Source organism: Vibrio nigripulchritudo ATCC 27043, from assembly GCF_000222685.1.
GTDB classification, from domain to species: Bacteria; Pseudomonadota; Gammaproteobacteria; order Enterobacterales; family Vibrionaceae; genus Vibrio; species Vibrio nigripulchritudo.
In genome coordinates this window covers 1-13,014 of record NZ_AFWJ01000257.1, presented here as the reverse complement: position 1 = coordinate 13,014, position 13,014 = coordinate 1, and the positions used below count along the sequence as shown (strand labels likewise).

The window sequence follows — 13,014 nt, the reverse complement described above, 5'->3', positions numbered from 1 at the left end:
AGGTTTTCATTCATCTAAAATTGGTGTATTAAAATTTTTGTTCTTTACGACAAAAATGTTTGTATGACGGGATAAAAATTAATTGCTACATTCGCTTTCCCTGAGTATCCCAGAGGACAATTCACTCTCCTCTGCTCAGGGAAACGCAGCGTGTTGAACCCCATATTACGGCACCTCAACATCGCTTCATGGCTGCTCCCAGCCTTTTATTCACATACAGGTCTCAGACCTAAGTTATCGAAATGAAAAAGAAGATCATCGTAGGGTGGCGAGAAGTGCTAAGCCTACCTGAACTTCGCCTAGATCGTATCAAAGCGAAAATAGACACAGGTGCGCGAACTTCATGCCTCCACGCTTATAAGTTGGAAACGTTCACCAAAAATCATGCGCTTTGGGTTCGGTTTTGGATGCATCCAGAGCAGAACAACACTGAGCTAAGCCAGATATGTGAAGCAAAAGTAATTGATGAACGCATAGTGCGCGACTCAGGCGGTCATGAAGAAAAACGATATGTGATTGAAACGCTTCTCTCAGTAAATGAAGAGCAGTGGTCAATCGAAGTGACCTTAACCAACAGAGAGAACATGAGATTCCGAATGCTACTGGGCAGAACCGCCATGCATGACCGAATCATTGTTGACCCAACCGAATCATTTTTAGTGCCATTTGAGGAGAAAAAATAGTGAAAATTGGCATTCTTTCTCGTAACGAATCTTTGTACTCCACTCGCCGTCTTATTGAAGCGTGTGAAGCTCGTGGTCATGAGGTTAAGGTAATCGACGCACTGCGTTGTTACATGAATATCAATTCCGAAAAACCCGAAGTTCACTTTAAAGGTGAGGAATTGACAGGGTTCGATGCCATGATCCCTAGAATTGGTGCGTCTGTGACTTTTTATGGCACTGCGGTACTGCGTCAGTTTGAAATGATGGGCGTCTTTCCGGTCAATGAGTCTGTGGCGATTACTCGTTCGCGCGACAAACTGCGCTCTTTGCAACTGTTGTCACGCAAAGGCATCGGGATGCCAGTAACCGGATTCGCCAGCAAACCAGATGACGTGAAAGACCTACTGGATATGGTGGGGGGTGCGCCCGTTGTGATTAAGTTACTTGAGGGCACTCAGGGCATTGGTGTTGTTTTAGCTGAAACCCGCAAAGCGGCAGAAAGCGTTATCGAAGCGTTTATGGGCTTAAAAGCCAACATCATGGTGCAAGAATTCATCAAAGAAGCAGGTGGTGCGGACATTCGCTGCTTCGTGATTGGAGACAAAGTCATTGCTGCTATGAAACGCCAGGGCGCGGAAGGTGAGTTCCGTTCAAACCTGCATCGCGGTGGCAGTGCTTCACTGGTGAAGATCACCCCAGAAGAGCGCAAAACAGCAGTAGCTGCGGCGAAAGCTATGGGGCTGAATGTGGCTGGTGTTGATCTGCTTCGCTCAGAGCGTGGACCTTTGGTGATGGAGGTTAACTCTTCTCCGGGTCTGGAAGGTATTGAGAAAGCAACTGGCAAAGACGTGGCTGGCATGATTGTGGATTTCATTGAGAAAAATGCGTCTTCAAAAGGAACAAAAACTCGTGGCAAAGGCTAAAAGAAACTCCGATTTCCATTTGCTGGATTACACAGTCGCTCCCGGTGAGCGACTGAAATTTGAACTGGAAGCTGCGAAGCTTTATACGCATTCGCCACTTTCGATTCAGATTGAAGTGATTAATGGTAAATACGCGGGTCCGGTCATGATGGTGAATGCGGCCATTCACGGTGATGAGCTGAATGGTGTCGAAATGGTACGCCAGCTCTCCAGTGTACTTGATCCTAGCAAACTGAAAGGCACGGTTATCGCCGTGCCCATCGTCAACGTATTTGGGTTTATTCATAAGTCTCGTTATCTGCCCGACAGACGAGACCTGAACCGCTGTTTTCCCGGTTCAGAGAAAGGGTCGCTGGCATCGCGCATGGCGAACTCATTCTTTACCAACATTGCTCAGCGTTGTGACCTGATTCTGGATCTGCATACGGGTGCGATTCATCGCACCAATTTACCGCAGATCCGTGGCAATCTGAGCAACCCTGAAACACTGCGTCTGGCAAAAGCATTCAACACGCCAGTAATTGTTGATGCGGCGCTAAGAGATGGCTCTCTGCGCAGCGAAGCGGAAAGAATCGGCATTCCAACGCTTACCTACGAAGCGGGGGAAGCGCTGCGGTTCGAACCCATTTCCATCAGTGCAGGAATGCTAGGTATCAAGCGAGTGATGCAGGCAGCTGGAATGTTGAGAGTCAGCCGCAAAAAGTACCCGGAACCTGTAATTGCCAAATCAACAAACTGGGTGCGGGCGAACAGCGATGGCATGCTTCGAACTGTCGTCACCTTGGGAGAAAAGGTAGAAAAAGACCAGATACTGGCTTATATCAGCTCGCCTCTGGGAGACACTGAAACCCAAATTATTGCTCCTAAAGAAGGCATTGTTATCGGTCAGCAAACTCTGCCGCTGGTGAATGAAGGCGACGCCGTTTTCCATTTGGCGTACTTCACTCAGGACACCGATTTTGTTGAGCAGACAGTAGAAAGCTACATAGATGAAGTGAGTGATGCAGACTCAGAAACCATTACCACAGGTCAAATCACCCTCTCACAAAGCTAGTTCCAAACTCCCGGCAAGTTCAACTGTCGGGATTTTTTGCCTCCCTTTCACAGAATATCTTCATCCGTTTCTTTGAAACTCTCGTCACTAAAAATTACAATTAACATATTAATAACAATTACAGTGGAACGCGTATGTTGTCGATTTTTGATATTTTCAAAGTGGGTGTAGGACCATCAAGTTCTCACACCAACGGTCCGATGATCGCTGGTTATCAATTTGGCAAACTGATTCAGCCCGACTTAGGGAAGATAACCAGAGTGAAGATCGAACTCTTCGGTTCGCTGTCTCTCACTGGTATTGGTCACCACACCGACCGGGCTACTTTATTGGGTCTGATGGGTTACGAGCCTGCGAATATTGATATTACCGAAGCCAATGAGCAGCTTGAAACCTGTGCGAAGCGAGATCTACTGTTGCTATGCGGAACGCAGTCCATCGCCTTTAATCGGGAAAAAGACATGCTCTTTCACAAGCACGCATTACCCCATCACGAAAATGGCATGACATTAACCGCTTGTGATAAAGACGATAACCCTGTTGCGAGTGAAACCTATTACTCCATTGGGGGTGGGTTCATCAAAACAGAAGAAGAACTGAAGAACCCCAAACCGGCTAATTCTGTTGCCATTCCCTACCCTTTTCATAGTGCAGAAGAGTTGCTGATGCAGGCGGACAAGCATGGGTTGAGTTTAGGTGGTCTGGTTCAGCAAAACGAACTCGCCATGCGCTCGAAGGCAGATTTGGATCATAAAGCTGATCAAATTTGGGATGTAATGAGCCGCTGTATGGAAAAAGGGTTCGAAACGGAAGGTATCTTGGATGGTGGTTTAAACGTGACGCGCCGTGCCCCTGCTCTGCTCAAAAAGCTTGAAGCCAATGCATCGCTAGAAAACGACCCAATGGAGGTGATGGACTGGATCAACCTGTTCGCTTTTGCGGTGAGTGAAGAAAACGCCGCAGGCGGGCAAGTCGTGACGTCTCCGACCAACGGAGCCGCTGGTGTCATTCCCGCGGTCCTGATGTACTACCATCAGTTCTTGAGACCTTTAGATAACAAACAGATACGTGATTTTCTGGCAGTCTCCGGCGCAATAGGCATGCTTTACAAAATGAATGCCTCGATATCAGGTGCCGAGGTTGGGTGTCAGGGTGAAATTGGGGTCTCCTCTTCTATGGCAGCCGCCGGACTAACGGCACTGCGCGGGGGCAGCAACGAACAAATCTGCATAGCGGCTGAAATCGCGATGGAACACTCACTAGGTATGACCTGTGATCCCATAGGTGGACTGGTTCAGGTTCCCTGCATCGAGAGAAACGCAATGGGTGCGGTAAAAGCCATCAATGCATCCAGAATGGCGCTCAAACGCACCAGCAAATGTTTGATCTCTTTAGATAAGGTCATCGAAACCATGTATCGAACCGGTAAAGACATGAACAAAAAATACCGTGAAACGTCATTGGGTGGACTGGCTATGATTCATCTTGCTCCGCCTTGTGAGTAAGGTTGAAATGGACACTTATGATCAGTATTTTTTCTCTGATTTGTTTTCCAGATAGTAATTAACGAAGTCATTTCTAGAAAGGGATTTGCTGAAATACCAACCCTGAACAGAGACACCCGATTTGCAAGGAACCACTTCCAATTGGGTGTCTTTTTCTACCCCTTCAACCACCACATCTAGCTGCAATTCCTCTGCAATACTGAGCAGGCTGTTAAAGACCTTGAGACCTTTTTCGGTATCTAATGCGATGACAAAACTTCGATCGATTTTTATCGCATCGATATCAAACTTATTAAGGTAACTGAGCGAAGAGAATCCGGTTCCGAAATCATCGATATGGATTTTCACACCCAGAAGGTGAAGTCGGTTCAGTGCCAGAGTCATTTTTCTTCTGTCAGACAGCAACGTTTGTTCTGTGATTTCGAAATGGATTTTTCCGGCAAAAGGTACGACCAACCTTTCTACCTCCTGCAACATGCGATCATCCATTAGTGTCTGCGGCGTGATGTTTATGCTGACTTCTAAATCCACGTCTTTTCTTATCCAGTAGTCGATGTCACTGACGACGCGCTTAACCACCCACAAATCCAGATCTTTCATCATTCCCGCCTGTTCCAGCCAGGGCAAGAAACGATTTGGATACTCAATGTTTCCATGTTTATCTACGGCTCGGACTAACGCCTCGCAGCCAATTATTTCCATGCTTTCAGCATCGACCTGAGGCTGATATTCAAGGCAGAACTCTTTGTTACTGATGCTTTCCAGATGACTTTGCAGGCTGATCTCCTGTTTGGCTTTCGCCTGCATAATTGAAATCGGGTCATCGTTAAGGGTCAGTGCTTCTTCCTGCCGCCTTGTGTAGGTCGTATCCAGTGCAGAAAAATAGATTGAGTGCTTTGAATAGGAACGCTCTAAACCAAACACAAAAGGACCGTAAATTAGTGCTCCAAGCAAAATATTAAATAGCTGGAGTCCAATGGCTGCCAGGTCTCCATGAGTGGCAATCCAAGCGTTAACCAAAATCGGACTGTTAAAAGGCAGAGATACACTAGGAGACGCGACCCAACCACTTTCAACGGCAAAGAGGCTCACGACAACGTTAACCAAGGGCACCAAAATGAATGGCACCAATAGCCTCGGGTTAAATATTATGGGCAGTCCAAAAAGAAGAAGTTCGTTCACGTTGATGGCAGCAATGGGAATACTGGCTAAAGCAATTACGCGTAGAGATTGCTGCTTTGATATTACCAGCATGGCAACGATCAATGAAAAAGTGGCGCCGCTCCCTCCGATGAAAACAAAGCTTCCCATCAAAGATAAATTCATATGGTAAAAGGCTTCACCACCAGAAATCACAACAGAATAATTGAGGTCAATGGCTTCATTTAAAAGCTCCACCATCGGCAGCAAGGCGTAATAGCCATGTATTCCAAAGAACCAGAATACTGAGTTCAGCACGCTGAAGATCATTCCGAACGAATATGGGTCGTTTGCATAATCCAGAGACCGAAAATCAAAGCTCGTCATGCTGGATACAAAAGCAATGAATCCGGTATTAATCAGAATGGTAATACCCGCCACCACAATAGCGGGCAGAACGAGATTCAGCGTTTCTTTTACTATCTGTCCTGCACTGTCCAGGCTGGTCAACTCGAACCATTTTTGTTTAACGAGCCAGCTAATGATCGGAATGAAGTACAAAGGAGTCACGATCGCCATGATGACGCTGTACATCAACATCACATTCTCTTCGGGAATCAACTGGCGCAGCACCACTAAGTACGCTATCGACAGAAGTGCTATGGGAGGTCGTGGCATGCGGTATTGCATGGCAAGAATATATGAAATGGCGGCGGTCAGAAGGAATGGGAAAATAGCCGTCAGCTCTGAGTGCAGGGTAAAACTTGCCTCAACCCAAGAAGGTCTCTCGGCGTAAAGGAAATCCCCGATAGACGCGACGAATAGAATCAGAGAAGACAACATTAAACATGGAACCATCCACAATAAACCTTCCCGCAGCGCCAACAGAGAAGACCACAAATGCTTGGTGAAAGACTCATTCTCCCCCCAAATCACCAGCATTTTTAGCTTGTCTGCCCGATTCCATAGCTGCATGTGAGATCTCAGCAAAATCTACCTCAATTAACATTAGCACATGGCAATGTAGCAACGCTTTCCCGAAGTTGAGACGCTCCGAGCTTCTCCTGAAACATCAAGCGTTCTCATAACTTCACAAAAAGGTTTTACATTAAATTTATATTGACAAGGTATTACGTAAAACAATATGCTTTGCACGCATTCTAATCACACACTGCTGGAGTAATTTAATATGAGCCGCCAAAACGGTTTCTCACTCATCGAACTGGTCATTGTTGTCGCTATCATGGGAATTCTTTCTGCCGCTGCGTTACCTAAGTTTACTGAGGTAAGTTCTCATGCAAAAAGAGAAACATTAATATCTGCTGAAACGGCCTGGAATTCTGCTGCGAAGAATATTACCGGACAGGCGATGCTGGAGAAAAAAGAAAAGAACAGCGTAATACGTTTTAATGGCAAAGAGTTCAAGCTATCAGGTTTAATGCCTTACCTAGACGCAAAAAACTTAGACAGAGCAATGAGTACGAAACTCGCCTACAAAAATGTCACGACCAAAAACAAAAATGAAAATGGCTTTAAGGAAGGCACCGGTGACGAAGATGATAAAGTGAAATCCGTAATCTTCTGGCATCATAAAATGGACGGAGAAAAAATATCGGATATGACTCCAGAAGTCATACGTGAAAACAATTGCTACATAGAAATCTCATCTAAGCCAGCTCACCAGAGCTACCGAACAAAGTCGAATTTCAAAGGTTGCTAACTTAGAAGCTAAAACGCCACTCCGAGGAGTGGCGTCTTTGCTTTAACCAATTCTGAATTCGGTTTTATCGTAGGCTTTAACCAGCCACTTGCCGAATCCATCCAAAATACCAATTATCGATCGCTTGGGAACGGGTTTACCCTGAAGCAAGATAACCAGTCTTTGTACCTCAACCTTTTTCTTGGGATAAAAACGCAAAAAGTGTTTCCCACACTCCACCGGGTTTTCAATCCACTGCTTATCCTTGTACATGATCAGCGAATAGCTGGCTCTGAGCAGTTTCTTGGCAATGATCTTTTGCAGGTAGCGTGTTTCGGTATCCGAATGCGACTTAGCAATCTTATCTCTATAGAGCGTGACCCAATCACCAACATCCATATTCCAGTGCTTGGCAATTTCCCAACTGGGTTCAAAATCTCCGAAGCTCTGAGATAAATCTTCCCCATGAACACAAACACAGCAGTGACGGAGCATAAAGCCCCAGGTAAAAATCCCATCAAGGCTGAGAATTTCAGGCATAGTGCCAAACTGAAACTGAATGCCTGTTATCAGGTGGTTGTATTGTTTTGAGAAACGCCACTTAATGGTTTTTACAATGGTGTGCTCTTTGTCGGAAAGCGGACGTTGAGTAACGACAACAATATCCAGATTAGAATGCCCTACCCTAGCTGTTTTTCGTGCAACGCTGCCAAAGACATATACGCTGTGAAGATTGGAGGTTAATCCACGTGTGAGAAAGCCGAGAACTTCGTCGATGACCGGTTGAAAATCAGGCTGGAATGCGTCTTTAGGGTCAATAACGGGCAGAGAAGTGGTTGTGTTCAAAAGAATATTCCGAATTTTAGACTCCAGTATATATTCGCCCAGCATTTCCATTCGATCAAGTGTGGGGATACAAATTAAGACCATGGTTCCGGTGAATGAAATCCCCTTTCGATTCAGGCAGTTTTCCTCATATGGCTCAGCAAAGTAAACATGGGTTGCGAGTTGGCTTAGACTAATGCCAAAAATATAAGCATTCAAACCTGCAGAAAGGCGCTTGGCAGTTGTTAGCCTATAAGGTTTCATGCTAGTTTCAGCCTGAAAACCAAGCAATTGCCAGAGATGTGGCAACGCGCTTGAGTACCAAAACATTTAGGAAATAGACATGCCAAAGGCTAGCGAATTAAAAAAAGGGTTTGCCATTGTTTCTAACGGCAAAACGCTTCTGATTAAAGACATCGAAGTCACGACTCCAGGTGGTCGTGGCGGTGCAAAAATTTACAAACTACGTTGTAACGATTTAACGAATGGTGCGCGAGTAGATGAGCGCTACAAGTCTGACGACGTTGTTGATACTGCGGACATGACAAAGCGCAATGTTGCGTTTTCATACGTAGACGGTGATGAGTACATCTTTATGGATAACGAAGATTACACTCAGTACACCTTTAAGCAGGACGAGATTGAAGACGACCTGCTGTTCATTAATGAAGAAACACAAGGGTTGCAGGTTCTTCTGGTCAACGATCAGGCAGTAGGTCTTGAACTTCCTTCATCTGTTGAACTGGTCATTGAAGAAACGGACCCGTCCATTAAAGGCGCTTCGGCTTCTGCTCGTACTAAACCTGCTCGTTTTGCCACAGGCTTGACCGTTCAGGTACCAGAGTACATTTCTACTGGTGATCGCGTGGTAGTTAACACCACTGAACGTAAATACATGAACCGAGCGTAACATTATGTCAGACCTAATTTCTTTTGATGATGTCATCGATACTGCCTACGATATTTTTCTTGAAATGGCGCCCGATAACCTTGAACCCGCAGATGTAATTCTGTTTACTGCACAATTTGAAGATCGCGGTGCGGCAGAAATGGTTGAAACGGGTGACGACTGGGTCGGACATGTCGGGTTCGATGTAGATAAAGAAATTTACGCCGAAGTACGCATAGGCTTAGTTAATGAAGAAAGCGACGAGCTGGATGACGTATTCGCCCGAATGCTGATTAGCCGAGACCCGGATCATAAGTTCTGTCACATGCTTTGGAAAAGAGACTAACCCTCGTCTCATCTTCATACACTAGATACAGAAAGCCCGCTAAACACAGTTAGCGGGCTTTTTTTGTCGCGTTAAGCTATTACCACTGCGTTATCTTGTTACCACAGCTTCATCATATTGATAGTGGCGCTGCTGCCATCAGCCGTCTGATCCACCACCTGAAGAACGATACCGTAATGTGGGGTTAAACGACCTGTCGCTGGACGGATTGGATTGGAATAATCTTCCCAGTCCGCAAACATTGGGTTCGCTACCACATATGGATCATCCAGAGTCAGACCATTGCGGTCGACAAGATGAATCTGGTTACCTGTCTTGGTATTGAATGCGGCATCACGTACCTGATAGCGGGACGTCGCCGGAGTGCCATCGCTCCAGAATTGTGGGTTACGGTCAGCATCAACAACACCTAACCATCCCTCACCAGGGTGAGAAGACACACCGTTGTCCGTGTGAGACGTATCGACATACCAAAGTACCAGACCCGGATCGAACGTCATGATGTGATTGTTGCGGTTGATGTGTGCCAGCCCCTTATCAACGCCTTCATGTTGACGCCATTCCGCCAGATAGTAATGCTCGTGTTCAAAGCGACCATCATTCAGGATCATGCCGTCAAACGTCAGTTCTGGGTGCGCTGACTCTGCATTGTAGTGAGCAACCTGCTGTGCGTCAGCAGTGACTTTCACTTCATCAAACCAGTAACCATTTTTCACGTAACCGCCATCTGTAAGGTAGTTAAACGTGATGGTCACGGTCTGACCTGCGTAGGCTGTCAGGTCAAAGTTTGCGTCTACCCAACCGTCAGACACTCCGGTAAATCCGATACCGTATCCAATTTCATGCGGATCGTAGGTCGTTGTGATGTCACCAGCAATTGGAGTGCCGTTCACCAGAATTCGTCCAAAGTCGTATTCATCTTCGATGTCGTAGTTCACTTTGAACGTCAGAGCCGCGGATGTCGCAGCAGGGATAGCAACATCAAACTGAATATTGGTGTTTAGGTTGTCCCCACGTTGGGAGTAAAAAGACTGAGTACCCAAAACGTCCATCAGTTTCACAACTTTTGGCGGCAGATTGATTCGCAAGTAATCATGATTGCTGCCTTTGGAAGAAGCCTGATCTAACACCACAGACTGCGGAGACGTATTCAATTGGTCGAACTCGACCGTCTTACCATGTAACCAGTTTCCACCTAGTGAATTTTGCAGGAACTGACGAGCCCATGGGCTAAAGCCTGTTGGTTCTGTGCCCGGAATCAAACCCGCCCATGAACCAGAAGACATGATCGACCAGTAAGAAACAGGCTCACCAGGCGTGCTGCCCCACTCGTCTTCACCGTAGATTGTGTCGTATTCATCAGGCAGCCCCAGATCGTGACCATATTCATGGGCAGCCACACCAGCAGCTGCATCAATCGGCTGAATCGTGTAGTCGTACGCAGCCATTGAGCCACCCCAGTTTGGCAATGGTGACGTTGTACCCTCAATCGCAAACACTTTGCCCAAGTTCCAGCGGTGAGACCAAATAGCATCAGACCCCAGATTACCGCCCCCAGCTTCCTGACCGACACCAGAATGGAAGATCATAATGTGGTCAACCAGACCATCTGGCTCACGCAGGTTACCATCGCCATCCAGGTCGTAGCGATCTTCCAGGTCATAATCACCCAGATTTACACTAGGATCTGCCGCCGCAGCCACAAGCGCTTCACGAACCAGATCACGAGCATTTACATCTCTGGCCGTGCCTTGTTGTGCACCGTAAAATGCCGCCGGATGCTTAGCTTTGTACCAACCAGCCACGCCACCTATTTGCGTGTAGGAACCACCTGACTGCTGTTCGTAGAACTGAACCATAGAAATCAGGTTATTACCGTTACTGCCGACGTAACCATCTCGTCCAAACAACATATTTTGGTAGTGCGTTGGTGTGTAGTCTTCGTAGTAATTCGAGGTTTCACCCGGCGTCACCATGTTGGCTGGGTAGTCAGGGAACTCGACGAGAATTGCCAGTACCTTGTCCTGAGTTACAGGTCCTGTCCATGCGTTCTCTTCCTGAACACGAGCGATAGATGCCGGAACTGCGCTGCTGGAAGATTCCGAACCCATAAGACCAAGCAGCCTCTTGTTACGCTTCTCTTCATAAGAAGCAAGTTCGCCTTCTTCTGGCTTTTGAACATGAATAGCAGACAAATACTGATACAACGCCTTAACCGATTCGGTTTCGTTAGCGTCTTTTGCAATAACACCTGTCTTTTTCAACATCGAAATCATGCGATCTTGGTTAACGACACCAAAGTCGACACCGTGTGATTTCACCGGACCAGCCACCGCGGAGGTGGAAAGCCCAAGCAGCAGCGAAGTCAATACCCCTGCTGCCAATTTACTTTTTATTGGTAATGCACGTGAACTCATTTCAAGCCTTTCTTCCTGTTTATTAAAAGTGATTGGTTTTGAACGAATAACCAAAATTCCATTTATTAAAAAGGCGACATAAGCAAGTAAGGGGGCAATTTAGCCTCTATTACTTATCTCTGTCTTAAACCCAAAAACTCTGAATAAATCAATTATTCAAAATCGAAACAAACAATTAATACAAATGTTAAATCATGTCTACGTGAAATAATTTATAAACAATAACCACTCATTTATTACTTATAATTAAATCAACAAGACAATCAGAATTATTGTTCTTTGTTGATTTAAATTTCAGTAAGAAATCACTAAAAACATAATTAACAACAAGATTGGCAGCTAAAATTTAAATCATAAAAATCAACATCATAAGAAATAAAATAAGAATTAATAACAATAGTAACATTAAAGGCAGCAAGGAATATAATTCTAGACTAAAACGTTTTATTCAATTTTTATTAATAAAAATACAACATGTAATTAAGTTGTCATAATTGAATAATGATCTCAAACAAATGAAACTAATAATTCAATTAATAGATAATAAAAATAAAAACTTTAATTTGGACATCCGAAATTATTGTTATGTTATTACATTACATATTTATATATTTACAATAAATGACGGAAATTTGAGAATATAATGTGCCTTTCTTTTCCTTCCCGATATTTTTCTACCTTGAGCGGTGCTCTATACCACTGCTATTCGGTCTGGAGTCAAAGTCCATAGCCAACGACATTGGCAACGTCTCATTTCTAAAAATCCTTACTTTAACTCTGGTTTTGTGAGTTAAGTCCATTGATCATTTTTTATACAAATGATTAAACTGTCATTAACAGTATTACTTATTAGCTGTTAAGTAATACTTATTGACATACCTCCACCTGATTAAGGTGCGAAGTCGAGAAAAACTTAAGGAAAGTTGAACAGCAAAAGGAAGATTGAATATGGATCGTTCAAACAAAAAAATGGGGCTTTACCCAAAAGGTATGGACCGCAGAACATTTTTAAAAACTTCGACCGCCGCCAGTGTTGCTCTGGCTTTTGGGCTACCGGGAATGTCGTGGGCAGATGCACATGATCATATGTTAAGTAAATTTTTGACCGCAGACGTAGACTGGAAAGCTCATGCCGGAGAAACCATCGTGCTCGGCGCAATGGAACACCCGTGGACACAATCAATTGCCCCTGTTCTTCCTCTGTTTGAAAAACTCACGGGCATTAAAGTCAAGCTGCAGAAACAGTCAGAAACTGAATATGTGGGTGAAATGCCCGTGAAACTCGGTGCTGGTTCGCCAGAACCTGATGTCATGATGGTTCATGCACTTGGTCAGTTCATCAGCTCAGGATGGTTAGAGCCTCTTGAGGAGTACTACTCAAATCGCGCCTTGTTCGATGCAGGCTGGTACGACGCCGATGACATCTTCTCCATGGCAAACGAATTCCCGGTGTGGTCAGACAAAGTACGCTACAGCATGGCGGTAACCGCCGAAGCTCAAACCATGTTCTGTAACACCAAAGCGTTCGAAAAAGCCGGGCTAGCCATACCT

Annotated in this window: 11 protein-coding genes; 8 read left to right on the top strand and 3 right to left on the bottom strand. The window is 45.2% G+C overall.

Annotated features, from left to right (window positions below):
* Positions 1–242 precede the first annotated feature (242 nt).
* From RH89_RS17075 to RH89_RS17060, 4 genes are all read left to right on the top strand, one after another.
* Positions 243–683: an ATP-dependent zinc protease family protein gene (locus tag RH89_RS17075; protein ID WP_004404707.1), complete on the top strand. Its 441-nt coding sequence runs from the start codon at positions 243–245 to the stop codon at positions 681–683.
* Positions 683–1,588, top strand: coding sequence for a 30S ribosomal protein S6--L-glutamate ligase (rimK, locus tag RH89_RS17070; protein WP_004404706.1), 906 nt, complete (start codon positions 683–685; stop codon positions 1,586–1,588). The genes RH89_RS17075 and rimK overlap by 1 nt, the downstream gene beginning before the upstream one ends.
* On the top strand, positions 1,548–2,642 hold the full coding sequence (locus tag RH89_RS17065; protein ID WP_038146512.1) for a succinylglutamate desuccinylase/aspartoacylase family protein: 1,095 nt from the start codon (positions 1,548–1,550) through the stop codon (positions 2,640–2,642). The genes rimK and RH89_RS17065 overlap by 41 nt, the downstream gene beginning before the upstream one ends.
* A 134-nt stretch (positions 2,643–2,776) precedes the next feature.
* Entirely contained in the window at positions 2,777–4,147 is a 1,371-nt protein-coding gene (locus RH89_RS17060) for an L-serine ammonia-lyase (protein ID WP_004404704.1), read from the top strand.
* A gap of 21 nt (positions 4,148–4,168) precedes the next feature.
* Here the strand turns inward: RH89_RS17060 and RH89_RS17055 are convergent, their stop codons facing one another.
* Positions 4,169–6,229 carry an EAL domain-containing protein gene (locus RH89_RS17055; RefSeq protein ID WP_038146511.1) on the bottom strand — a complete coding sequence of 687 codons (2,061 nt, stop codon included), beginning with the start codon at positions 6,227–6,229 and terminating at the stop codon, positions 4,169–4,171.
* A 247-nt stretch (positions 6,230–6,476) separates the two neighbouring features.
* Here RH89_RS17055 and RH89_RS28790 point away from each other — a divergent pair, with 247 nt between their 5' ends.
* Positions 6,477–7,007, top strand: a complete 531-nt coding sequence (locus tag RH89_RS28790) for a type IV pilin protein (protein WP_004404698.1) — start codon at positions 6,477–6,479, stop codon at positions 7,005–7,007.
* Positions 7,008–7,049: 42 nt separating this feature from the next.
* Here the strand turns inward: RH89_RS28790 and RH89_RS17045 are convergent, their stop codons facing one another.
* The gene (locus RH89_RS17045; RefSeq protein WP_139063306.1) at positions 7,050–7,877 is read right to left on the bottom strand and encodes a nucleotidyltransferase domain-containing protein; all 828 of its coding nucleotides are present in this window, start codon (positions 7,875–7,877) and stop codon (positions 7,050–7,052) included.
* Positions 7,878–8,154: 277 nt separating this feature from the next.
* Here RH89_RS17045 and efpL point away from each other — a divergent pair, with 277 nt between their 5' ends.
* Both efpL and RH89_RS17035 read left to right on the top strand, forming a co-directional pair.
* The gene (gene efpL, locus RH89_RS17040; RefSeq protein WP_004404694.1) at positions 8,155–8,721 is read left to right on the top strand and encodes an elongation factor P-like protein EfpL; all 567 of its coding nucleotides are present in this window, start codon (positions 8,155–8,157) and stop codon (positions 8,719–8,721) included.
* Positions 8,722–8,725: 4 nt separating this feature from the next.
* On the top strand, positions 8,726–9,046 hold the full coding sequence (locus RH89_RS17035) for an HI1450 family dsDNA-mimic protein (protein ID WP_004404692.1): 321 nt from the start codon (positions 8,726–8,728) through the stop codon (positions 9,044–9,046).
* 98 nt (positions 9,047–9,144) lie between these two features.
* Here the strand turns inward: RH89_RS17035 and RH89_RS17030 are convergent, their stop codons facing one another.
* Positions 9,145–11,463: an immune inhibitor A domain-containing protein gene (locus RH89_RS17030; RefSeq protein WP_004404690.1), complete on the bottom strand. Its 2,319-nt coding sequence runs from the start codon at positions 11,461–11,463 to the stop codon at positions 9,145–9,147.
* Positions 11,464–12,411: 948 nt separating this feature from the next.
* On the opposite strand from RH89_RS17030, the gene RH89_RS17025 reads away from it, so the two are divergent.
* Positions 12,412–13,014: substrate-binding domain-containing protein (locus tag RH89_RS17025; RefSeq protein WP_004404688.1), on the top strand; the 603-nt coding region annotated here is incomplete at its 3' end.

Bases quoted from the DNA above. Each gene is read 5' to 3' on its own strand.
- RH89_RS17075 (WP_004404707.1), top strand. From the start codon at position 243: ATGAAAAAGAAGATCATCGTAGGGTGGCGAGAAGTGCTAAGCCTACCT.
- RH89_RS17065 (WP_038146512.1), top strand. From the start codon at position 1,548: ATGCGTCTTCAAAAGGAACAAAAACTCGTGGCAAAGGCTAAAAGAAAC.
- RH89_RS17060 (WP_004404704.1), top strand. From the start codon at position 2,777: ATGTTGTCGATTTTTGATATTTTCAAAGTGGGTGTAGGACCATCAAGT.
- RH89_RS17055 (WP_038146511.1), bottom strand. From the start codon at position 6,229: ATGCTGGTGATTTGGGGGGAGAATGAGTCTTTCACCAAGCATTTGTGG.
- RH89_RS28790 (WP_004404698.1), top strand. From the start codon at position 6,477: ATGAGCCGCCAAAACGGTTTCTCACTCATCGAACTGGTCATTGTTGTC.
- RH89_RS17045 (WP_139063306.1), bottom strand. From the start codon at position 7,877: ATGCTGGGCGAATATATACTGGAGTCTAAAATTCGGAATATTCTTTTG.
- efpL (WP_004404694.1), top strand. From the start codon at position 8,155: ATGCCAAAGGCTAGCGAATTAAAAAAAGGGTTTGCCATTGTTTCTAAC.
- RH89_RS17035 (WP_004404692.1), top strand. From the start codon at position 8,726: ATGTCAGACCTAATTTCTTTTGATGATGTCATCGATACTGCCTACGAT.
- RH89_RS17030 (WP_004404690.1), bottom strand. From the start codon at position 11,463: ATGAGTTCACGTGCATTACCAATAAAAAGTAAATTGGCAGCAGGGGTA.